Consider the following 22,685-nt stretch of genomic DNA (forward strand, 5'->3'; position numbering starts at 1 on the left):
CCATGCAGCCGATACCGATGCGGCGCCCGCCGGCGGCACGGCGGCAGGCATCGCGGCCACCGCGACCACAGCCGTTGCGGCGGCGCCCGCCGCGGCGCGCGACGGTGACGGTATTCCCGATCAGCTCGACGGCGAACAGGACGCGGCCTATCGTCGCGTGTTCGCCGCGATCCGCGCCGGCCAGTGGAACGACGCGCAGCTCACGCTCGACGGCATGAAGCCGGGGCCGCTCCACGCCATCGCGCGCGCCGAACTGTTCACCGCCAAGGGGTCGCCGAAGGCCGAACTCGCGCCGCTGATGGCGCTGCTGAGCGAGGCGCCCGAGCTGCCGCAGGCCGAACAGCTCGCCCGCCTCGCCCGGCTGCGCGGCGCGACGGCGCTTCCGGTGCTGCCCCAGCCGCAGCGGCTCGTCTGGTTCGACGGCGCGCCGGTGCGCAAGCGCGCCCGCTCGATCCGCTCGGACCAGGCCGCGACCGAAATCGCGCTGGCGATCCAGCCCTTCGTCAAGGCCGATGACGGCGTCCAGGCCGAGGCGCTCGTCGAAAAATTCGCGCCCCAGCTCACGCCCGAGGCGCTGACCGAGTGGCAGCAGAAGGTCGCCTGGATCTATTATGTCGCCGGCGACAATGCCAATGCCCGCCGCATGGCCGCCAAGGCGAGCCAGGGCGAGGGCGACTGGGTGCCGCAGGCCGACTGGGTCGCGGGGCTCGCCGCGTGGCGCGAACAGGATTGCAACGCCGCCGGCGCCGCGTTCGAACGCGTCGCGACGCGCGCGGCCGACACCGAACTGCGCTCGGCCGGGCTCTACTGGGCCTCGCGCGCCGACATGGCGTGCGTCCATCCCGAACGCGTCGCAGGGCGGCTCAAGGCCGCGTCGCAATATGGCGAGACCTATTACGGCCTGCTCGCCAAGGCGGCGCTCGGCGTCGACGAACGCGGCGAACGCGGCGAACGCTTCGTCGCCGACGACTGGCGGCTGCTCGATCGGCGCCCGAATGTCCGCGTCGCCGCCGCGCTCGTCGAGATCGGCGAGACCCGGCTGGCGGACGAAGTGCTGCGCCATCAGGCCAAGTTCTGCACCCCGGCCGAACATGCCGCGCTGACGCGGCTCGCCGGGCGGCTCAACCTTCCCGCGACCCAGGTCTGGCTGTCGCACAACGGCCCGGCGGGCGCGCAGCCGCTGCTTCAGGCGCGCTACCCCTCGCCCAACTGGACCCCGGCGGGCGGCTGGCGCGTCGACAAGGCGCTCGTCTTTGCCCACACGCTCCAAGAATCGCGCTTCAACGCCGAAATCCGCAGCGCGGCGGGGGCGATGGGGCTGATGCAGGTCAAGACCGGCGCCGCGATCGACGTCGGCCGCCGGCACGGCGTCAACTATGCCGTCACCGATCTTACCAAGCCGTCGGTCAACATGGAGATCGGCCAGTCCTATCTCGAACAGTTGCGCGATCAGCCGTTCACCCAGGGCCTGCTTCCCAAGGTGATCGCCGCCTATAATGCCGGCCCCAGCCCGGTGCAGTCGTGGAACAGCATGACGCGCGACAACGGCGACCCGCTGCTCTACATCGAAAGCATCCCCTATTGGGAAACGCGCGGCTATGTGATGACCGTGCTGCGCAACTACTGGATGTACGAGCAGCAGGAGGGCCGCCGCTCGGTCAGCCGCGAGGCGCTCGCCCAGGGGCTGTGGCCGCGCTTCCCCGGCATGCCCGGTGAAAAGGCGATCCGCCTCAGCGCCCGCGCCAATCCCGACCAGGTCGCGCACAGCAACTGATCGTCCGGCCAACCGCGGCCATCGGTCGTCGGCCATCTGCCGCCGGACATCCGCCACCCGGCTGTCACGCTCCACAAACGCGCCCCGCACGCCCCTGCTTCGGCGCCACTCCTGCGCAGCCGCAAAGCGGGCGAGCAGGATCAATCGCATACAGGGCCGTAAACCCGCGCCGATCCCGGCAGGTCACGCCGAGCAACGGATCATCCGGCCCGCCACGGGCATCCGCGGTCGGACACGCGCGCTCCGCAAACCCGCCCCGCGACCACGCCCCGCCGCCGTTCCCGCACAGCGGGAAAGCGGGCGAATATCAATCGCGTCGCGGGCCGCACCCTCTTGCCGCCAGAGCAGGTCACGACAGCAAGGGATCGTTCGGCCCGCCGCGGGCATCCGCCGGCGGGCATCCGCCGTCAGACATCCACCGCCCGGCTGTCGCGCTCCGCAAACGCGCCCCCGCTCCCGCGCCGCTCCTGCGCCGCCGCAAAGCGGGCGAGCAGGATCGATCGCATCCCGGACCGTAAACCCACGCCGATCCCGCCAGGTCACGCCCAGCAACGGATCGTCCGGCCGCCACGGGCATCCGTCGCCGGGGATCCGCCGTCGAGCAGCCGCGCCCCGCAAACTCACTCCGCACGCCCACCGCTCCAGCGCCGTTCCCGCGCAGCGGCCAAGCGGGCGAACACGACCGATCGTATCCCGGGCCGTAAACCCGCGCCGATCCCGCTAGGTCACGCCCAGCAACGGATCGTCCGGCCCGCCACGGGCATCCGTCGCCGGACATCCGCGGTCGGACACGCGCGCTCCGCAAACCCGCCCCGCGCGACCACGCCCCGCTGCCGTTCCTGCACAGCGGCAAGGCAGGCGACCACGATCGATCGCGTCGCGGGCTGCACACCCAGGCTATCGCCCTGCGATACGCATGACCCGCCGCACCCGGCACGCACGGTCCCGCAACATGCGCAGTGAATAGCGCCGTCACACGCGCCGACCGCCGCGCAGCCCGGCCCCGGTGGACCGCTACCGTATCCTGCCCCCGCGCCGACGACCGCTCGCCCGCCCGCACGCCGCCGCGATGCCGCACCGCGCGCCCGGCGCGGAACGGCACGCCGACGCCCGTGCTCAGCTTACCTTCTTGCCGTCCTTGGGCTTCGGCAACTCCTTGTCGAAGAAGTTCGACAGCTCGTCGAGCGAGGCCGACCACCAGTCGATCGTGTCCTTGAACTGCGTCTGGTTCAGCCCGCCGATCGTGCCGATGTCATAGCCGAGCACCAGCGTCCCGTCATCGCGCAGCGCCGCCTGGAGGAAGCGGTGCGTCAGGTTCCACTTGTTCGCCAGCTTGAGGTCGATGCCCTTGTCCTTCTCGAACATCACCTGGAACTGCAGCGAATCGCAGTTCTTCTTTTCCTCGCAGCCATAGAAATAGACCGAGAAGTTGTACGTCGCCTCCTCGCTGCTGATCATCGGCTCGCCGATGCCGTCGACTTCCAGCTTGGGCTTGAGCCCGGCTTTCTCCATCGCCTTCAGCACGCTCTGCGGGTCGCTCGCGCAGACCATGTCCTTGCCGCAAGGCGCCTTGTCCTCGGCGTGCGCGGCCGGCACCAGCCACAGGGCGGCCAACGGAGCCGCGATCAGAAACGGGCGCATTCAATCCCCCTCATTCGAAAGCATTCACCTTAGCATCGCGCCGCGCCGCCACAATCGGGGTTCACCCGGGGGTGCCGGCGCTTTCGTCGACGAACACGCCCAGCACGTTGCCGGCGGGGTCGCGGAAATGGAACCGCCGCCCGCCCGGATAGGCAAAGATCGGCACCACCAGCTCGCCGCCCGCGTCGACCACCGCGGCAAGCGCCGCCTCGAGGTCGTCGACCTCGACGATCGGCAGGATCGCCCCGATCGGCGCATCACCCGACACATTGATCCCCAGATCGACATCGCCCGTCGTCGTCGCCGCATAATCCGGCCCGAAATCGGTGAACCCCCAGCCAAAGGCCCGCGCATAGAAGTCGCGGGAAGGCGCGGTCGCCGCGGCAGGGATCTCGACATAGCTCAAACGCGGCACCGGCATCCTCCTCCAATGTTCGCTCTATGTTCTACGATGTCGACGGGCCGGGCGCAAGGGGCGTGCTGTTCGATCCGCCTTTGTCTGCAAATGTCGTCAAGCTATCCACCGCACCAGCGGCGGCCCCAGCGTGAGGAAGCCGATCACCGCGGCGGCGATCGCGGCGATCAGCACAGCCCCCGCCGCCAGATCCTTTATCTTGCCGATGGAGGGATCAAACCCAGGACTGATATGATCGCAAAGCGCCTCGATCGCGGTGTTGACGGCTTCGGCCATCCAGACCAGCGCCATCGCGAATACAAGCCAGCGCCAATCGTTCAATGAAATGCGCAGGACCAGACCGGCGCCGATGACGATTGCCGATCCCACGAGGTGCAACCACGCATTGTGCTCTTTCTGCACAAGCCAGCGCAATCCGCGACCGGCATATACGAAGCTCTTCAGCCGCCCGCCTATACTGAAGCGCAGTTTCGCGTTCGGCCGATTGCGATGATCCGACATGGACGCGATGTCGCATTCGCCCCGACCGAAAGCAATGCCGGTCCCGTCAGTCCATGCTTCGTCGCCATCATGGCGCCAGGCTTCTTCAAAGGAGACCTTTACCAAGCATCCGCTTTGTTTTTAGGTAATAGCCATGATCTTCAAAAAGCGCCCACCGCGCTTCACAATCGAACGGCTGGAGGAGACCGGCGGACACTGCGCCTGTTGCGGCCGCGAAAGCCGTTCGGTGCTTCGACCAGTCGGTGCCCCCCTATCGCGGCTGCGATCAACCCCGCAACGGCTGTGTCGAATTGCAATCGATTGTCAGCGAATGCCTGTTCGACTGATAAGCCAACGCCGCAAGGCGATGCCGGCACATACGAAGAACAAGCCGCCGCTGCCTAGAATTGCCGAAACAAGCACTACTTCCCCCGCCGTAGCCGGGACGCCAGTATTCTTGTTCTGGATCGGAACGTCATAGACAAAATGAGCTATGGCGAAAGCACAAGCGAACACGGTGACGAGTGATCCCATACCTATCCACCAACGCGCGATCCTAAGACCTGTGCTGGGCTGATTAGCAAGTTCGCGAAAAAATCCTCGCGGAGTGACCGGCGGCGTCTTCATGAGACGCAAGCTATATGACCGAACCCAGGTCCGCCAGTAGGCGGGTGCGATTCCCGGGTTGTGCCATCGTTCCTTATATGTTCTACTCCGTTCATGCCCAAGATCGCAGGCCGAGGCGCCACGCAGAATGCAGCCAGCAGGCGCTTCAATCTGCCCGAGCGCGAAGCTGATGGCGATTGGCTTGACGAACAGCATCTGATTGACGGCGCCCTGCCCCGAGTGAGAACGAGCGTCACCGTGCTCAAGCCAAAAACGATCATCAGCTATAATAGGTCGCCCGACATAGGCTTCGATCGCAGTATAAATCCACTCGCCGGCTGTGAACATGGCTGCATCTATTGTTTCGCGCGGCCCAGCCATGCCTATCACGACCTGTCGCCGGGGCTCGATTTCGAAACGCGGCTGTTCGCGAAACCCGATGCGCCCGCGCTGCTGCGCGCCGCGCTCGGCCGGCGGGGCTATGTGTGCGCGCCGGTCGCGTTCGGCACCAACACCGATCCGTATCAGCCGATCGAGTCGACGTGGCGGGTGACGCGCGGTTGCCTCGAACTGCTCGCCGAATGCCGCCATCCGGTCGCGATCACCACCAAGTCCGATCGCATCCTGCGCGATCTCGACCTGCTGGCGCCGATGGCCGAACAGGGGCTCGCCGCGGTGATGATCTCGGTCACCACGCTCGATCCGGCCATCGCGCGCACGCTCGAGCCGCGCGCGCCGCATCCCGAAAAGCGCATTGCCGCGATCGCACGGCTGGCGGCGGCGGGGGTGCCCGTCTTCGCCTCGCTGGCGCCCGTCATCCCCGCGATCACCGATCACGAGATCGAGGCGATCGTCGCGCGCGTCGCCGCGGCGGGCGCGCTGGGCGCGATGTTCATTCCCGTCCGCCTGCCATGGGAGGTGGCGCCGCTGTTCCGCGCCTGGCTCGACGCGCATTTCCCCGATCGCGCGGCCAAGGTGATGGCGATCGTCCAGTCGCTGCGCGGCGGGCGTGACAACGATCCGGGCTTCCACACGCGGATGCGCGGTCAGGGGCCGTGGGCCGATCTGCTGCGCGTCCGCTTCCGCCGGGCGGTACGCGCGCACGGGATCGAGGGGCGCTTCCCGCCGCTGCGCACCGATCTGTTCCGCCCGCCCGCCGGCGCGCAGGGCGAGCTGTTCTGACGCCCGGTTGCGGGACATCGCCGCCTCGCCGCCGGGCCGCGCCGCGGTTGCCCGCCCCGCCGGGGTCGCTTATCGCTGACGCTTCCTTTTGCGATCGGGATGCCCATGCGTCATCTGCTCTTTGCCTTTTCCCTTCTGTTCTCGCCGGTTGCGCTGGCGCAGCAGCAGCCGCCCACGGCCGACGGTGCCGCGCTGCCCAGCGGCAAGCTTCCCGATCAGGCGCGCCCGATCGCCTATCGGCTCGATCTCACGATCGTGCCCGATCGCCCGCGCTTCAGCGGCCATGCCGAAATCGACATCGATCTGCGCCATGCCGCCAGCTCGATCTTCCTCCACGGCCGCAACCTCGCGATGCACAGCGCGACCGTCGCGGTCGGCGGGCGCAGCTATCGCGCGCGCTTCACCCAGCGGACGCAGCACGGCCTCGCCCAGCTCGATTTCGGCCGCGAGCTGCCCGCCGGACGGATGACGCTGCGCTTCGATTACGACGCCGCCTTCGGCACCGGCCCCTCGGGCCTCTATCGCGTCAATGTCGAGGACCGCTGGTACAGCTGGTCGCAGTTCGAATCGATCGACGCGCGCGCCGCCTTCCCGGCCTTTGACGAACCCGGCTACAAGACGCCGTTCACCGTCAGCGTCACGACGCGCGCCGGACTGTTCGCGACCAGCAACGCGCCCCAGGCGGGCACGCCCGAACGCAAGGGCAAGCTCGTCCGCTATCGCTTCGCGCCCACCGCGCCGCTGCCGACCTATCTCGTCGCGTTCGCGGTCGGCCCCTTTGCCACCGTCGCCACCACCGTGCCGCCGACGCCGCAGCGCGCGACGCCGCTCCCCGTGCGGATCGTCGGGACTCGGCCCAACGCCGCCAGCATGGCCTTTGCCCGCGACGAGACGGGCAAGATCGTCAGCCTGCTCGAACGCTATTTCGATCAGCCCTTCCCCTTCCCCAAGCTCGATCAGATCGGCTCGCCGATCATGCCCGGCGCGATGGAGAATGCCGGCGCCGACATCTATGGCGACGGCATCCTGTTCCTCGACGAAAAGGCCCCTGCCCGCCAGCAGGAGGCGTTCGGCATGGTCGTCGCGCACGAGCTGGCGCACCAGTGGTTCGGCGATCTCGTCACCCCGGTCTGGTGGGACGACATCTGGCTCAACGAAAGTTTCGCCAACTGGATGGGCTATCGCATCGGCAACGAATGGCGGCCGGGGCTCGAAATGAACGCCTCGGCGATCCGTGAGGCGCTCGCCGCGATGGACATCGACGCGCTCAGCGTCGGCCGCCCGATCCACGAACGGATCACGCGCGACGGCGATATCGACGCGGCGTTCGACCAGATCACCTATGGCAAGGGCGGCCAGGTCGTCGCGATGATCGCCGACTTCATGGGCGACACCGCCTTCCGCGACGGCGTGCGGCTGCACATGTCGCGCCACCGTTACGGCAACGCGTCGACCGACGATTTCTTCGGCGCGCTCGCCGATGCCGCGCACGATCCGCGCGTGCTCGCCGCGCTGCGCAGCTTCGTCGATCAGCAGGGGGTGCCGCTCGTCCGGTTGCGTCGTCAGGGCGGCACGCTCGTCGCGACGCAGCAGCCCTATGCCTATTTCGGCACCAACGCCGCCGCGCGCCAGTGGATCATCCCCTTCTGCGTCCGCCAGGCCGCGGCCAAGGCGTGCACGCTGATCGACAAGCCCGAAATGGCGATCCGCGCGCCCGCCGGCACCGGCGCGATGATCCCCAACGCCGAAGGCACCGGCTATTACCGCTTCGATCTCGACCCCGCCGACTGGCAGGCGCTGATCGCGGGCTTCGCGACGCTGCCGCAGGGCGAGGCGCTCGCCGTCACCGACAGCCTGTGGGCGTCGTTCTACGCCGGCCAGCCGCGGCTCGACGCGCTGTTCGCGCTCGCCCGCGCCAGCGCCGCGCACCCGGCGCAGCGCGTGCTGCTCGACAATGCGCACCGGCTCGAGGGGCTCCGGGCACGCGGGCTCGTCTCCGCCGCCGCCGATCCCGCCTTCCGCCGTCAGGTCGGCGCGATCTACGGCCCGCTGCTCGCGAAGCTCGGCTTCGATCCGGCGGCGGGCGCCTATGCCGGGGAGGATCACGAGCGCCGCGAACTGCGCAGCGAGCTGGTCGGGCTGCTCGTCCGTGCGGGCAACGACGCCGCGCTCCGCGGCAAGCTCGTCGCCGCGCTCGACGCCGCGCTCGCGGGCAAGGCCGATGCGCTCGACGACGCGTTCGGGTCGCTCGCGGTCGCCGCGGCGATCCAGGAGCGCGGCGCCGCGTTCGGCCAGTCGCTGATCGATCGTGCGCACCGCACCCCGGCGCTCGCCGCCGCGATCTACGAAGGCATCGCCCAGTCGGGCAATGCCGATCTCGCCCGCACGCTCGTCACGCAACCGGGCAAGGCGGGGCTCGACGACAATGCCTGGCTCGGGCTGGCCGAGGGGTTCGCGGCCGATCCGGCCACGCGCGATCTCGTCGCGCCGGCGCTCATCGCCAATTTCAGCAAGGTGCTCGCCTCGCCCGGCGGCATCTTCTCGGGCCATGGGCCGGAGATGTTCCGCGGCATGTGCACCGAAGCCGCCGCCGACGCGCTCACCGGCGAGCTTCGCCCGATGCTCGCCAAGCGCGGCAGCACGCTGTCGGTCGATCGCACGATCGAGACGATCCGCAACTGCGCCCGCTTCCGCGCCGCCAAGGCCGACACGGTCAGCGACGCGATCGCCCGCCTCGATTGACGCGGCCGGGACGGGCGGCGGCCGCGCGCCGTCGCCCGCCCGTCCGCCCGGCCCCGCGCCGCGTCAGGCCGCGGCCAGCCGGAAGTCCTTGTATTCGGCCCGGATCGCCGTTTTCAGCAGCTTGCCCGTCGCGCTGTGCGGCAGCGATTCGACGAACAGGATCGCATCGGGCAGCCACCATTTGGCGACATGCGCGGCCAGGTGCGCGCGAATCGCGGCCTCGTCGACGCTGCTGCCGGGCTTGCGCACCACCAGCAGGATCGGCCGCTCCTCCCAGCGCGGGTGATGCACGCCGATCGCCGCCGCCTCGGCGACGCCGGGACAGCCGACCGCGCAATTCTCCAGCTCGACCGAGCTGATCCATTCGCCGCCCGACTTGATGACGTCCTTCGCCCGGTCGGTGATCTGCATCGTGCCGTCGGGGTGGAGCACCGCGACGTCGCCGGTGTCGAACCAGCCCTCGGCATCGACGCACGGGCCGTTCGCATCGCGATAATATTGGCGGACGATCCACGGCCCGCGCACCTGCAACCGGCCCGAACTGGTGCCGTCGCGCGGCTGGACGCGCCCGGCATCGTCGACGATCCGCGCCTCGACACCGAACGGCACCTTGCCCTGCCGCGCGACGCGGTCGACCTTGGCGTCGAAATCGAGCGTGTCCCAGTCGGCAGAGGGCGCCCCGATCGTGCCGATCGGCGACGTCTCCGTCATGCCCCAGGCATGGTTGACGCGAATTCCCATCCGCATCAGCCGCTCGATCATCGCGCGCGGCGCCGCCGATCCGCCGATCGTCACGATCTTCAGGTGGCGCGGCGCCTCGCCGGTCGCGTCGATATGCTGGAACATGCCGAACCACACCGTCGGCACGCCCGCCGAATGCGTCACCTGCTCGCGGTTCATCAGCTCGCACAGCACCTTGGGCTCGTTGACCGCGCTGAACACCAGCTTCAGCCCCACCGCCGCGCTGGCATAGGGCATGCCCCAGCCGACGGCATGGAACATGGGCACGATCGGCAGCGCAACCGACTGGGTCGAAAGCTCCATCACCGCGGGCTGAAGCGCGGTCATCGCGTGGAGCACGGTCGAACGATGGCTATAGACGACGCCCTTTGGATTGCCCGTCGTCCCGCTGGTATAGCACAGCATGCACGGGTCGCGCTCGTCGCCCTCGACCCAGGCATAGTCGCCGTCCTCGGGCGCAATCAGCGCATCGAAGCTGTCCGCGCCGTCGCCGTCGAAGCAGAAACAGTGCGTCACGCTCGGCCACTGGTCGCGCAACCGCGCCACGATCGGCGCGAACGCCTTGTCGTAAAAGAGGACGCGGTCCTCGGCATGGTTGATGATGAAGCTGAGCTGGTCGTCGAACAGCCGCGGATTGACCGTGTGGATCAGCCCGCCCATCCCGATCGCGCCGTACCACGCGACCAGATGGCGGCCATGGTTCATCGCCAGCGTCGCGATCCGGTCGCCCGGCTTGCACCCCAGCTTCTCCAGCGCCTGCGCCAGCCGGCGGGCGTCGTGCGCCACCTCGCCCCAGTTGGTGCGCGTCTCGCTGCCGTCGGCCCATCGCGACACGATCTCGCGCGTCGGATAATCGCGCGCCGCATGTTCGATCAGTCGCGGAACGCGCAGCTCGTAATCCTGCATACCACCCAGCATCTGACACCCTCTCCTGCCCATGGGGCCGATGGGGTCGGAAATGCCGGGGCCGTGCGCGGCGCGGGGTCCGGTCGTTCCTAGCCCACCGCCACCGGACGATGTGCATCGGCGGTCTTCAATGCCGCCCAGCGGATACCTTGCAGGCTCTCGAGCCGCTCGGCAAGCTCGCCGTCCAGCCGGAAGTCCCGGCCCAGGATCAGCTCGGCCTCGCCATGGTCGAGCGCCGCGCGCACGCGCAGCTCGCCGCGCCCGCCGCGCTGGGGCCGCACGATGTCGGCCAGCATCGGCAGCACGCGCGCATCGTCGATCGCGACGTCGAGCACCAGCCGCGTCGATCCGGCCAGCGTCTCGAACGGCTGGACGCGCTTGATCGAAACGCGCGGCGTGTCCTCGCCGGGGCGCTTGTCGAGCTCGACGGTCAACAGCGCACAGCCGCCGCTGCGGGCGCAATCCTCCAGGTCGTTCGAAACATGCTCGTCGAAACAGGTGGCGAGCGTCTGGCCGCTCTGGTCCGAAATGCTCGCCATCATGTACCGCTTGCCGCGCGCCGAGGTGCGATAACGCGCATCCTCGATCAGCGCCGCGATCACCGATCCGACGCGCGCGCCCTCGGGGATCGGCACGTCGCTCAGGCTGGTGATCTCGCGCGCGGCATGGACGCGGGCGAGATGGGCATAGCGGTCGAGCGGGTGCGACGAGAAATAATAACCGAACGCATCCTTCTCCGCCGCGATCTTGTCCGAAAGTGACCAGTGCGCGTCCCTGGGCAGCGTGATCCCGCCCACCGCCGGTCCGGCATCGCCGAACAGCCCGCCCTGCCCGCTCGCGCGGCTGGCCTGCACGCTCTGCGCGATCCCCAGGATCGTCTCGGCGGCGGCGTGGACGCCCGCGCGGTTGGCGTCGATCGAATCGAACGCACCCGCCGCCGCCAGCGTTTCGAGCTGGCGCTTGTTGAGCAGCCGCGGGTCGATGCGGTTGGCGAAATCGTCGAGCGATGCGAACGGCCCGGCGGTGCTGCGCTCGGCGACGAGCAGCTCCATCGCATGTTCGCCCACGCCCTTCAGTGCGCCCAGCGCATAGCGCACCGCCAGCCCGTCGCCATGCACCTCGACGTTGAAATCGGCCAGGCTCGCATTGATGTCGGGGCCAAGCGCGGTGATCCCCAGCCGGCGCATGTCGTCGGCGAACACCGCCAGCTTGTCGGTCTGGTGGATGTCGAACGCCATCGACGCGGCAAAGAATTCGTGCGGGTAATGCGCCTTCAGCCACGCCGTCTGGTAGGCGAGCAGCGCATAGGCGGCGGCGTGCGACTTGTTGAAACCATATCCGGCGAACTTGTCGATCAAATCGAACAGCTCGTTGGCCTTGGCCGCCGGGATGTTGTTGTATTCGGCACAGCCCTTGACGAACGTCTCGCGCTGGGCGTCCATCTCGGCCTTGATTTTCTTGCCCATCGCGCGGCGCAGCATGTCTGCGCCGCCCAGCGAATAGCCGGCCAGGATCTGCGCGGCCTGCATCACCTGTTCCTGATAGACGAAGATCCCATAGGTCTCCTTCAGGATCGGCTCGAGCAGGTCGTGCGGATAGACGATCTCCTCGCGTCCCGCCTTGCGCGCGCCAAAGGTCGGGATGTTGTCCATCGGGCCGGGGCGGTACAGCGAGACGAGCGCGACGATGTCGCCGAAATTGGTCGGCCGCACCGCGGTCAGCGTGCGCCGCATGCCTTCGGATTCGAGCTGGAACACCCCGACCGTGTCGCCGCGCTGGAGCAGCGCATAGACTTCCTCGTCGTCCCACGGCACGCGGTCGAGCGCCACCTCGATCCCGCGATTGGCGAGCAGCGTCACCGCCTTCTTGAGCACCGACAGCGTCTTGAGGCCCAGAAAGTCGAACTTGACCAGCCCCGCGCCCTCGACATTCTTCATGTCGAACTGCGTCACCGGCATGTCCGATCGCGGATCGCGATACAGCGGCACCAGCTTGGCGAGCGGCCGGTCGCCGATCACCACGCCCGCCGCGTGGGTCGAACTGTGCCGCGGCAGCCCTTCGAGCCGCATCGACAGGTCGATCAGGTGCTTCACGTCCTCGTTGGCATTGTATTCGGCGACGAATTCGCTGACGCCGTTCAGCGTGCGCTCGAGCGTCCACGGATCGGTCGGATGGTTCGGGATCAGCTTGGCGAGCCGGTCGACCTGGCCATAGCTCATCTGCAGCACGCGGCCGACGTCCTTGATGACCGCGCGCGCCTTCATCGTTCCGAAGGTGATGATCTGCGCGACATGGTCGCGGCCGTATTTCTCCTGGACGTACCGGATCACCTCGCCGCGCCGCGTTTCGCAGAAGTCGATGTCGAAGTCGGGCATCGACACGCGTTCGGGGTTGAGGAAGCGTTCGAACAGCAGCCCCAGCTTCAGCGGGTCGAGGTCGGTGATCGTCAGCGCCCAGGCGACCGCCGAGCCCGCGCCCGATCCGCGCCCCGGCCCCACCGGAATGTCGTGCGCCTTCGCCCACTGGATGAAGTCGGCAACGATCAGGAAGTAGCCGGGGAACCCCATCTGGTTGATGATGTCGAGCTCGAACTGCAGCCGCTTGTGATAGGCTTCGATCTCGCCCGGATCGGTGATCCCGGCGTGCGCCAGCCGCTTTTCCAGCCCCGACCAGGCGCGCTCGCCCAGCATCCGCGCCTCGCCCTCGCGGTCGCCCGCCAGGCTCGGCAGGATCGGCTTGCGCTTGGGCGCCATCACCGCGCAGCGCTGCGCGACGACGATCGTGTTGTCGATCGCCTCGGGCAGGTCCTCGAACAGCGCGCGCATCGCCTCGGCCGATTTCATCCACGCGTCGGGCGAGCTGCGCGGGCGCTCGTCGCTCGCGATATAGCTCGAACTGGCGATGCACAGCATCGCGTCGTGCGCCGGGTGGAATGCCTCGTCGGCGTAACAGCACGGGTTGGTCGCCACCAGCGGCAGGTTGCGCGCATAGGCCAGATCGATCAGCGCGGCCTCGGCCGCGGTCTCGACCGGGTCGTTGCGCCGGCTCAGCTCGATATAGAGCCGCCCCGGAAACAGCGCCTCGAGCGCGTCGGCATAGGCCGCCGCCGCGGGCGCCTGTTCCTCGGCGAGCAGCCGGGCAAGCGCGCCCTCGCCGCCGCCGGTCAGCGCGATCAGCCCGTCGGTGCGCCCTTCCAGCGCCGCGAACGGGACGTGCGCGTCCTCCTCCACCGGCCGGTCGAGATGCGCCATCGACACCAGGTCGCACAGATTGTCGTAACCGCGCGCGTCCTGCGCCAGCAGCGCCAGCCAGTCGATCGGCGCGTTGCCGCCCTCGCCCCCGGGCCGCTTGACCGCCAGCAGCGTGCCGATGATCGGCTGGATGCCCGCCTTCTTCGCCGCGTCGGAATAGGTCATCGCGGCGTAAAGCCCGTTGCGGTCGACCACCGCCGCCGCCGGAAAGCCGCGCTCGCGCGCATATTTCGGGATCGACTTGGGCGAAATCGCCCCCTCGAGCATCGTGTACGAGGAAAAGACCCGAAGCGGTACGAACCCGGAATGCGCCATCGCCGGAAGCTAGGCGTCCCCCACCCGATTCGCCAGCCGCCCCGCGCCGCTATCAACAGCTTTCGGAACACCCTGTCCCTTGGGCCCTAGGGAAATCACCGCGCGGTCCACTTCCTTAGCGATCTTTCGCGGATCGGATGCAACCGGAATGGCCGACTCAGCAAGGTTAATGAGAATGTAACCTTAGTGAACCGTCACCAAAACGGTGGCCAGTTTGAGTAAAGCAGCGATGCACAGCCTCGTTCATGGCAGCGCCCTGTGCGCGGTCGACTTGCACGGCCATGTCGCCATTCCGCCGTTTCTCGCCGATTTGCTGGCCGAAGCCGACGCGGCCCTGCTCGTCGCGCGCCACGACGCCGATCCGTGCCTGATCGCCTATGCCCGCGACCATCTCGCGCAGATCGCCGAACGCAACGAGCGCCGCCGGCTCGCCGACGAACAGCGCGGCGCCGACGACCGTGCGCACCATGCCCGGATGCGCCACAGCTTCGGCCCGGTCGCGCCGCTCGAACGCGCCGGCCCGCGTTTCCGCATCCCCGACGTGCTGCGCCACCTCGGCCGCATCGACGCGCTCGCGCTGTTCGTCGGCACCGGCGACTCGTTCGAGATCTGGAACCCGCGCCTCGCGCTCGACAGCGACGACGCCGGTTTCCGCGAACTCGCCGCCTATCAGCTCCAGGCCTTCGGGCTCGCTCAGGGAGAAGCATGAAATGACGCTGCTCTGCACGCTCGTCGGGCACGATCCGGCGGCCGAACGCCACCGCAACCAGGGGCTCGAGTTCAGCCATTGCCACCATTGCCGGTGCGACCTGCTCCGCTTTGCCGAGGACGGCGCCTGGACCGAGGTGCCGCGCGGCTTCCACGTCGTCTGGCGCGAATTCGGGCGCGAGGCCGATGCGCGCGCGGTCGCGCTGCGCATGGCCGACCGCGCGCCGGTCCGCCGCGTGCCGCGTGCCGCGCCGCCGCCGCCGGCGCCGCGCCGTCGCCCGCGCGCGCTGACGGGGGTGGTCGGCACGCTCACCCGCCTCGGCCGGCTCGTCGCGGCGGAGGAGCCACCCGCGGATACCGGCGGCATCACGCCTGCCGGCCAATATGTCATCCGCCTGCCCGAAGGCCCGCCGCGCGGCTGAACCCCGCGCCGCCGCGCGCCCGCATCAGAGCAGCCGTTCGATGTCCGCGGCGATCGCCCTGGGGTGGGTCGTCGGGGCATAGCGGCCGACGACGCGGCCCGCGCGGTCGACAAGGAACTTGGTGAAGTTCCACTTGATCGCCTGCGTCCCCAACACCCCCGGCGCCGCGCGCTTCAGCCGCTCGAACAGCGGCGCCGCGCCCGCGCCGTTGACCTCGACCTTGGCGAACACCGGAAAGGTCACGTCATAGGTGAGCGAGCAGAAGCTGGCGATCTCGGCCGCATCGCCCGGCTCCTGCGCGCCGAACTGGTTGCACGGGAACGCCAGCACCACCAGCCCGCGCGGGCCATAGTCGCGATACAGCGCCTCCAGCTCGGCATATTGCGGCGTGAACCCGCATTTCGACGCGGTGTTGACGATCAGCATCACCTTGCCGCGATGTTCGGCCAGCGTCGTCTCGCGCCCGTCGGCCAGCCGCACGGGCAGGTCGGTGATCGCGGGCGCGTCCGGCCCGGCCGGGTCGCGCCCGGGAAGGTTCGTCTCGGTCATGGCACCGTCTCCGCTGCGGGCGCGCCGTCGCCGCCCGTTCCCTGATGCAACGCGGCGTCATGCAGCACCCCCTCATGCAGCACACCCTCGTGCAGCCGCACGATGCGATCCATCCGCCGCGCCAGCCGCTCGTTGTGCGTGGCGACCAGCGCCGCCGACCCCTCGTGCCGCACCAGCCGCACGAACTCGTCGAACACCCGGTCCGACGTCGCCTCGTCCAGATTGCCCGTCGGCTCGTCGGCAAGCACCAGCGCGGGCCGGTTGGCGAGCGCGCGCGCCACCGCGACGCGCTGCTGCTCGCCGCCCGAAAGCTGGTTGGGCCGGTGCTTCAGCCGGTGCCCCAGCCCCAGCCCCTCGAGCAGCGCCGCCGCGCGCGCCTCGGCCTCCGCGCGCGTCGCGCCGCGGATGAGCTGCGGCAGCACGACATTCTCGGTCGCGTCGAAATCGGGGAGCAGGTGGTGGAACTGATAGACAAAGCCCAGCCGTTCGCGCCGCACCGTCGTCCGCCGGTCCGACGAAAGCCGCCCCGCCTCCTCGCCCGCGATGCGCAGCACGCCCTCGAACCCGCCCTCAAGCAGCCCGACCGCCTGCAACAGCGTCGACTTGCCCGATCCCGACGGGCCGAGCAGCGCGACGATCTCGCCCGGCGCGATCGTCAGGTCGACGCCGCGCAGCACCTCGATCGTCGTGCCGCCCTGCGCAAAGCTGCGGCGCAGCCCGCGCGTCTCCAGAATCGGCTCACTCATAACGCAGCACCTCCACCGGATCGGTGCTCGCCGCGCGCCACGCGGGATAGAGCGTCGCGAGGAACGCGAACAGCAGCGCCATCGCGCAGATGCCGATCGTCTCGAACGGGTCGGTCCGCGCGGGCAGCTCGGTCAGGAACCGCATCTGCGGATCCCACACATTCTGCCCGGTGACGAGCCCGATGAACTGCACCACCCGGTCGCGATAGGTGATGAAGAAAAAGCTCAGCACGCCGCCCGCGATCACGCCCAGCCCGCCGATCGTCGTGCCCACGGTGACGAAGATGCGCATCAGCCCGCCGCGCGTCGCGCCCATCGTCCGCAACACCGCGATGTCGCGCGTCTTCGATCGCACCAGCATGATCAGCGACGACACGATGTTGAACGACGCGACGACCAGGATGATCGACAGCACCGTGAACGAAACCGTGCGGTCGATCGCCAGCGCCTCGAACAGCTCGCGGTTCATCGACCGCCAGTCGACGATCTGCGCCACATTGCCGTAACGCTGCTGCAACGGCGCCATGATCGTGCCGACGCGGTCGGGGTCGCGCGTCGTGATCTCCACCATGCTCGCCGAATCGCCGAGCAGCAGCAGCGTCTGCGCATCCTCGATCGGCATCACGACGAAGATCTTGTCGTAATCGTAAACGCCCACCTCGAACACCGCGGCGACGGTATAGCTCACCGATCGGAACATGCTGCCGAACGGCGTCGACGCGCCCGCCGGGTTGATGATCTGGATATGGCTTCCCACCGTCGCGCCCAGCGATTCGGCCAGCCGCGACCCGATCGCGATCTGCTGCTCGCCGGGGCGCAGGTTGTTGAGCGAGCCCAGGATCTCCTTGCCGCGCAGCGACGGGTTGTTGCGGATGTCCTCCACCCGCATCCCGCGCACCTGCGCGAACTCGACGCGCCCGTCCAGGCTGGCGAACAGCGGCTGCTCGACCAGCGGCTGCGCGCGCGTCACCCCCGGCGTGCGCGACGCCTGGGCGACGATCTGGCGCCAGTCGCGCAACTGGCCGTTATAGCCCTGGATGACGGCGTGGCCGTTCAGCCCGGTGATCTTGTCGAACAGCTCGCCGCGCATCCCGTTCATCACGCTCATCACGACGATGAGCGCGGCGACGCCCAGCATCACGGCGACCAGGCTGAACCCGGCGACGACGGCGATAAAGGCTTCGCTGCGCCCGGGCAGCAGATAGCGGCGGGCGATCATCCGCTCGTAACGCGACAATAGCATGCGGCTGACAGTGCCTCGATAATTCAGACGCGCGAAGCTCTAGGCGATGGCCATGGGCACGGCAATGGCGCGGGCGGCCGCGCCCGGCGGTTGTCGCGCTGTTGCGGAATCGACACAGCCGCCGTCAAATCGGTTACGAAGGGTTGCAAAGCCGGTGACAAAGCCCCGCCGATGCCATAGCAGAAACATATCGAAACGCAGGCAAAGGCCGTGGTTCGGGGAGGGCTTCGCCCCGCTGGTCGCAAGACGAGCGTGTGGGCGGGCCTGACAAAGGGGGCTGACGAGCATTCGTCACGCAGGCGCCCGGGCTGGAAACGGTCCGGGCGTTTGTCATTTCTGGCCCGTTCCTTTCGCAACAACTTGCGAATCGCGCGCACTGTTCTGTCGCGCGGCGCTCGTCCGGGCGGCGCGACTGGTTCCGTTCTCGGCCTTCTCTTCGCGCTGCGGTCGAAACGATCGTCGCAAACGAAGAAAGGGGGCGGTGCAGCGCCGCCCCCTTCCCCCCAACCTCCCCCGGCCAAGGCGAGAGGCTAGCCCGTCCGATCGCCGCGGCTCAAAAGGCGCGCGCGATCGTGAAGCCATAGGTGCGCGGATCGGCCGGCTGGCCGACGACCAGCCCGGTGTTGCCCGATTGCGTCGCCAGCACCTCGAACGTGTCGGTGTCGAACGCGTTGCGCACCCAGCCATACAGGTTCAGCCGCGTGTCGCTGCGAAAGCCGACGCGGAAATTGGCGAGCGAATAGCCCGCGATGTCGGTGTAGCGCGATCGCGACGGGTTCGACGAAAACCGGCTGCGCGCGGTGCCGTCGAACCCCAGATAGAGCTGGCCCGCCTGGCCGATCAGCGTCGCCGGCACGTTCCATTCAAAGCCATAGCTGCCCGCCCAGCGCGAGACGCCGGGCAGCCACTGGCCCGAAATGTCGCAGTTGCGCGGGCTCAGCCCGCCCGGCGTGCCGGGCGCGGCGGGTTGCTGCGTGCCGCTCACCGTCGTTCCGCCCGAAAGCTCGGGCGGGCACGGCGCGTCGACAAAGCGGACATAGCGCGCGTCGTTGAACGTGCCGTTGAGGTACAGGCTGAACCGCGCGAACGGCGTCGCCGAAAACTCCAGCTCGACCCCGCGCGACCGCACGCGGCCGGCATTGGCGAGATAGCCGCGCAGCACGCCGACCTGGCTGTTGGTCACGGTCGCCTGGTAATCGCCGATCTCGGTCCAGAAACCCGCAAGGTTGAGCACCGCGCGCTTGCCGAACAGCGTCGACTTGATGCCCAGTTCGAAATGGTCGACCTTCTCGGGCTTGACGCTCGCCGCGCCCAGGATCGGGTTGTTCTGCGCATCGAGCGGCAGCCCCGACAGGTTGATCCCGCCCGATTTGAACCCGCGCGCATAGGTGGCATAGCCGAGCACGCCGTCGCCCGCCTGATAGGCGAGCGTCAGGTCGCCCGACAGGTTCCACTGGCTGAACCGCGCGGCATAGTTTTGCGGCGCCAGCACGCCGCGCTGGTCGGCGTTGAGCGTCGTGCTGCCGGTGCCCGTCGTCACCGTCGCCAGATAATCGCCCTTCTTCCAGTCATAGTTGAGCCGCAGCCCGGGCTGGAGGCGCAGGCGGTCGGTGATCCGCCACGTCGCCTGGCCGAACAGCGCCGCGCTCGCATTCCTGAAATCGATGTCGTTGGTCGACGTCAGCCCGTCGAGCACCGCGGGATTGGCGGCGTTGGCGCTCGTCGGGTTGAGCAGCCACCGGCTCGCCGCCGGTCCCTGCTGCTGCACGCCCGAGGTGTGGATCGTCTGGTAAAAGCCGAACAGGCCGACGACATAGTCGAACCGGCGGTTGCCGGCCGAGGCATAGCGCAGCTCCTGCGTCCATTGGCGCTGGCGCGACGGGTTGTTCGACTTGGTCGTGATCGGCAGCCCGGTGAAGTCGCGGTCGTTCGACGGGTTCCAGTCCCAGAACCGCCATGCCGTGACCGAGGTGACGGTGCCGCCGCCGGTGTCGAGTTCGGCGCGCAGGCTCGCGCCGCCCAGCGACTGGCGCGCCTGCAACGGCGTGTCGAGGTCGGTCTTGCGGTCGAACGCGTCGGTGCTCGGCGGGGCATAGCTGAATGCCGCCGCCAGCGCGGCGAACTGGCGGTTGAGCGGGCGCTGCGTCGCGCCGATGCGGACATAGATCTGTGCGCAGCATTGCGGGTCCTGGTGGCCGTAATCGCCCGCCAGCGTCAGCCGCAGCGCGTCGCTCGCGCGATAGAGCAACTGGCCGCGCAGCCCCTGGTTGTCGCGCTCGTTGACCCAGTCGCCGGTGCGCACGTTCAGGATCGTGCCGCGCCGGTGCGACGCGGTCGCCGACAGCCGCACCGCGACCTTGTCGGCCAGCGGTCCCGAAACGCTCGCCTTGGCCTGGACCAGCGCGAAATTGCCCAGCGTCAGCTCGGCGCGCCCTTCGGGGGTAAAGCTCGGCGCCTGCGTCGTGACGTTGATCGCGCCGGCGGTCGTGTTCTTGCCGTACAGCGTGCCCTGCGGCCCGCGCAGCACCTCGACGCGCTCGACATCGACGAAGTCGAACGTCGCCGCCGCGATCCGGCTGTAATAGACCTGGTCGACATACAGGCCGACGCCTTGCTCGATCCCGTCGTTGGTCAGCCCGAACGGCGCGCCCAGCCCGCGGATGTTCGCTGCCGAGTTGCGCGGGTTGGTCGAATAGAACTGGACCGACGGCTGGACCTGCGCGATCTGGCCGATCGTCTGGACGCCGTTCTGCGCCAGCGTCGCGGCGGCGAGCACCGACACCGCGGCGGGAACGTCCTGCAACCGCTCCTCGCGACGGCGCGCGGTCACGACGATTGCGGGCGTCTGGTCGTCCTTCGGTTCGTCGCTGGTTTCGGGCGTTTCGTCGTCGGCGCGGATCGAGCCGAGGCGCCGCGTCATCGGCGTCTCCGCAACGGCACGATCTGCCGCCGCAACGACACGAATCGGCTGCGGATTGTCGGCATTTGCCCCCGATGTTCCCGACATCAGCGCGATTAGGATCGTCGTTGAAGCCATGTTGCCCTCGCCGGTCGCTGTGCGGCAAAACTCCACTGAAACCATGGACATTGGCGACAAAGCGAATCTTCGCGGCTTCAAACGCCAAGTTGTCGTGTTGGATCTGGGTGACCGGGGGACTTGAAAGCCGCAGCGGCGCTTCCAACATGGGCGATACCACGGCGCCGACCGGGTCGTGGGGCAAGGTGTCGCGCAGTTGCGGGCACTTGGGCTGCAACATTCATATTGCTCATTGGAGGATTTGAAGATGCGTCAGTTTGATTTCACCCCGTTCCGTCGTTCGACCATTGGCTTTGATCGCCTCTTCGACTTGCTCGAAGCCAGCGCGCGCCAGGCGAATGCGGAAAACTATCCCCCCTTCAACCTCGAACGTCTTGCCGAGGACCGCTATCGGATCACGCTCGCCGTCGCGGGCTTCCGTTCGGACGAAATCGACATCACCGCGCAGCAGAACCTGCTGCTGATCGCCGGCCGCAAGCGCGAGGAAAATGAAAATAATGCAGGGACTTACCTGCATCTTGGCATCGCCAATCGCAGCTTCGAGCGGCGCTTCGAGCTCGCCGATTTCGTGCGGGTCGAGGCAGCGAACCTCGCCGACGGCCTGCTGACGATCGAACTCGTCCGCGAAGTCCCCGAGGCGATGAAGCCCAGGAAGATCGCCGTCACCACCGGCGAAACCCCGGTCGCGATCGAACAGCGCCACGCCGCCTGATCGACCGCCGGAACGGAACCGCTGCACGCGGCGCCTTTCGCCCCCTTGGGGCGCCGCGCTCCCCGGGCGCTCGGACCTTCGGGTCCGGGCGCCCCTTTGATTTCAGTTGGTTAGCGCCGGGCCGGCAGGCCGATCAGCCAGGGACGCGGCCCGCCGGTCGGGTGCGGCTTGCCGTCGATCCGCTCGACGCGGAGGATGCGGACGGGGTTGAGGATCATCTGCCCGCGCATCGCGTCGCGCCCGCCGCCGGTCGGCAGCGCCAGGATCCGGCGCACCACGTCCATCCCCGCAATCACCTGTCCGAAGGCCGCATAGCCGCGCGATCCCGGCCGCGCGTCGAGCGTCGGGTTGTCGCCGACCATGATCGAGAAATTGCCCGTCGCCGAATCGGGATTGCTGCCATGCGCCATCGAAATCGTGCCGTCGCGGTGCCGCAGCCCGGTCCGGTCGGTCTGTTCGAGCGGCGGCGACGGCAGGATGCGCCGCGCATCGGTGCCGATCCCGCCCTGGACGAAGCCGAACCGTGCATCGCTCTTGCGCCGCGTCGCACGATAGAATTGCGTGTCGTCGAACCGCCCGTCATCGACATAGGCGAGGAAGTTGGCGGTCGTCTTGGGCGCGCGCCGGGCATCGAGCGCGACGACGATCGCGCCCTGCGACGTCACGATGCGCACGCGCACCATGCCGGGCAGCGGCCCGTTCCCAGGGCGCGCCGCCACGGCGTCGCCGGTCGGGACCAACCCCATGGCAATCAGGGACAATATCGCAAACAGGCGGGTGAAAAGGCGGGTCATCGCGCTCGCCTAACCGATGCTGCGTCGCAAGACGAGCCCCCGGGACCGGGGCCTCAGTCGCCCAGCGTGTCGAGCACGCGCGCGACCGCATCCATCGTGAACGGCTTCGACAGCACCGGCCGGTCGCGGAACGCCTCGGCGATCATGTCGCCCGCGCCGCCCGTCGCCAGCACGAACGGCACCCCGCTCGCCGCCAGACGTTCGGCGACCGGCCAGCTCTGCTCGCCGCCGCGCAGGTTGACGTCGAGGATCGCCGCATCGACCGGCCCGCGCTCGAGGCACTCCAGCGCGGTCGCCACCGAATCGGCGGTTCCCGCCACCTCACGGTCGAGCGCGTCGAGGAAATCCTCGAGCATCATCGCGATGAGGGGTTCGTCTTCGACGATCAGGATACGACGCACCGACATGGCATGCGTTATGC

At 68.6% G+C, this 22,685-nt stretch carries 18 protein-coding genes; 6 read left to right on the forward strand and 12 right to left on the reverse strand.

Annotated elements, in window-relative coordinates:
- The first annotated feature begins 49 nt into the window (after window positions 1-49).
- On the forward strand, window positions 50-1,774 hold the full coding sequence (locus ACT3CF_RS10755; protein WP_478422828.1) for a lytic transglycosylase domain-containing protein: 1,725 nt from the start codon (window positions 50-52) through the stop codon (window positions 1,772-1,774).
- A gap of 1,116 nt (window positions 1,775-2,890) precedes the next feature.
- On the opposite strand, the gene ACT3CF_RS10760 is transcribed toward ACT3CF_RS10755, so the two are convergent.
- From ACT3CF_RS10760 to ACT3CF_RS10775, 4 genes are all read right to left on the reverse strand, one after another.
- The gene (locus ACT3CF_RS10760) at window positions 2,891-3,415 is read right to left on the reverse strand and encodes a YbjN domain-containing protein (RefSeq protein ID WP_478422586.1); all 525 of its coding nucleotides are present in this window, start codon (window positions 3,413-3,415) and stop codon (window positions 2,891-2,893) included.
- A gap of 61 nt (window positions 3,416-3,476) precedes the next feature.
- Complete coding sequence (locus tag ACT3CF_RS10765; RefSeq protein WP_478422588.1) at window positions 3,477-3,830, reverse strand: VOC family protein; 354 nt, start codon at window positions 3,828-3,830, stop codon at window positions 3,477-3,479.
- A 96-nt stretch (window positions 3,831-3,926) separates the two neighbouring features.
- Complete coding sequence (locus tag ACT3CF_RS10770) at window positions 3,927-4,436, reverse strand: diacylglycerol kinase family protein (protein WP_478422590.1); 510 nt, start codon at window positions 4,434-4,436, stop codon at window positions 3,927-3,929.
- Window positions 4,437-4,634: 198 nt separating this feature from the next.
- Complete coding sequence (locus tag ACT3CF_RS10775) at window positions 4,635-5,132, reverse strand: hypothetical protein (protein WP_478422838.1); 498 nt, start codon at window positions 5,130-5,132, stop codon at window positions 4,635-4,637.
- Here ACT3CF_RS10775 and ACT3CF_RS10780 point away from each other — a divergent pair.
- Entirely contained in the window at window positions 5,031-6,098 is a 1,068-nt protein-coding gene (locus ACT3CF_RS10780) for a PA0069 family radical SAM protein (protein WP_478422591.1), read from the forward strand. The two genes, ACT3CF_RS10775 and ACT3CF_RS10780, sit on opposite strands and share 102 nt — an antisense overlap.
- Window positions 6,099-6,203: 105 nt before the next feature.
- The gene (locus ACT3CF_RS10785) at window positions 6,204-8,840 is read left to right on the forward strand and encodes a M1 family metallopeptidase (RefSeq protein ID WP_478422593.1); all 2,637 of its coding nucleotides are present in this window, start codon (window positions 6,204-6,206) and stop codon (window positions 8,838-8,840) included.
- A 63-nt stretch (window positions 8,841-8,903) separates the two neighbouring features.
- Here ACT3CF_RS10785 and ACT3CF_RS10790 read toward each other — a convergent pair whose 3' ends face one another.
- Both ACT3CF_RS10790 and dnaE read right to left on the reverse strand, forming a co-directional pair.
- Complete coding sequence (locus ACT3CF_RS10790; protein ID WP_478422595.1) at window positions 8,904-10,499, reverse strand: long-chain fatty acid--CoA ligase; 1,596 nt, start codon at window positions 10,497-10,499, stop codon at window positions 8,904-8,906.
- Window positions 10,500-10,576: 77 nt separating this feature from the next.
- On the reverse strand, window positions 10,577-14,053 hold the full coding sequence (gene dnaE, locus ACT3CF_RS10795; RefSeq protein ID WP_478422597.1) for a DNA polymerase III subunit alpha: 3,477 nt from the start codon (window positions 14,051-14,053) through the stop codon (window positions 10,577-10,579).
- Window positions 14,054-14,282: 229 nt separating this feature from the next.
- On the opposite strand from dnaE, the gene ACT3CF_RS10800 reads away from it, so the two are divergent.
- Together ACT3CF_RS10800 and ACT3CF_RS10805 are read left to right on the forward strand one after the other, a co-directional pair.
- The gene (locus tag ACT3CF_RS10800) at window positions 14,283-14,762 is read left to right on the forward strand and encodes a hypothetical protein (RefSeq protein WP_478422599.1); all 480 of its coding nucleotides are present in this window, start codon (window positions 14,283-14,285) and stop codon (window positions 14,760-14,762) included.
- A gap of 1 nt (window position 14,763) precedes the next feature.
- A complete protein-coding gene (locus tag ACT3CF_RS10805) occupies window positions 14,764-15,183 on the forward strand; it encodes a hypothetical protein (RefSeq protein ID WP_478422600.1) in 420 nt (139 codons plus the stop codon).
- Window positions 15,184-15,207: 24 nt separating this feature from the next.
- Here the strand turns inward: ACT3CF_RS10805 and ACT3CF_RS10810 are convergent, their stop codons facing one another.
- From ACT3CF_RS10810 to ACT3CF_RS10825, 4 genes are all read right to left on the reverse strand, one after another.
- Window positions 15,208-15,732, reverse strand: a complete 525-nt coding sequence (locus ACT3CF_RS10810) for a glutathione peroxidase (protein WP_478422602.1) — start codon at window positions 15,730-15,732, stop codon at window positions 15,208-15,210.
- Window positions 15,729-16,478, reverse strand: a complete 750-nt coding sequence (locus tag ACT3CF_RS10815) for an ABC transporter ATP-binding protein (protein WP_478422604.1) — start codon at window positions 16,476-16,478, stop codon at window positions 15,729-15,731. Before ACT3CF_RS10815 ends, ACT3CF_RS10810 begins: the two co-directional genes overlap by 4 nt.
- Entirely contained in the window at window positions 16,471-17,721 is a 1,251-nt protein-coding gene (locus tag ACT3CF_RS10820; protein WP_478422606.1) for a lipoprotein-releasing ABC transporter permease subunit, read from the reverse strand. The genes ACT3CF_RS10815 and ACT3CF_RS10820 overlap by 8 nt, the downstream gene beginning before the upstream one ends.
- 553 nt (window positions 17,722-18,274) lie before the next feature.
- Window positions 18,275-20,758, reverse strand: a complete 2,484-nt coding sequence (locus ACT3CF_RS10825) for a TonB-dependent receptor (RefSeq protein WP_478422608.1) — start codon at window positions 20,756-20,758, stop codon at window positions 18,275-18,277.
- Window positions 20,759-21,005: 247 nt separating this feature from the next.
- Here ACT3CF_RS10825 and ACT3CF_RS10830 point away from each other — a divergent pair, with 247 nt between their 5' ends.
- Window positions 21,006-21,470, forward strand: coding sequence for an Hsp20 family protein (locus tag ACT3CF_RS10830; RefSeq protein WP_478422830.1), 465 nt, complete (start codon window positions 21,006-21,008; stop codon window positions 21,468-21,470).
- Window positions 21,471-21,580: 110 nt separating this feature from the next.
- Here the strand turns inward: ACT3CF_RS10830 and ACT3CF_RS10835 are convergent, their stop codons facing one another.
- Complete coding sequence (locus ACT3CF_RS10835; RefSeq protein ID WP_478422609.1) at window positions 21,581-22,264, reverse strand: peptidylprolyl isomerase; 684 nt, start codon at window positions 22,262-22,264, stop codon at window positions 21,581-21,583.
- 53 nt (window positions 22,265-22,317) lie between these two features.
- The gene (locus tag ACT3CF_RS10840) at window positions 22,318-22,671 is read right to left on the reverse strand and encodes a response regulator (protein ID WP_478422611.1); all 354 of its coding nucleotides are present in this window, start codon (window positions 22,669-22,671) and stop codon (window positions 22,318-22,320) included.
- Window positions 22,672-22,685 lie beyond the last annotated feature (14 nt).

This window comes from Sphingomonas chlorellae, from assembly GCF_056485145.1.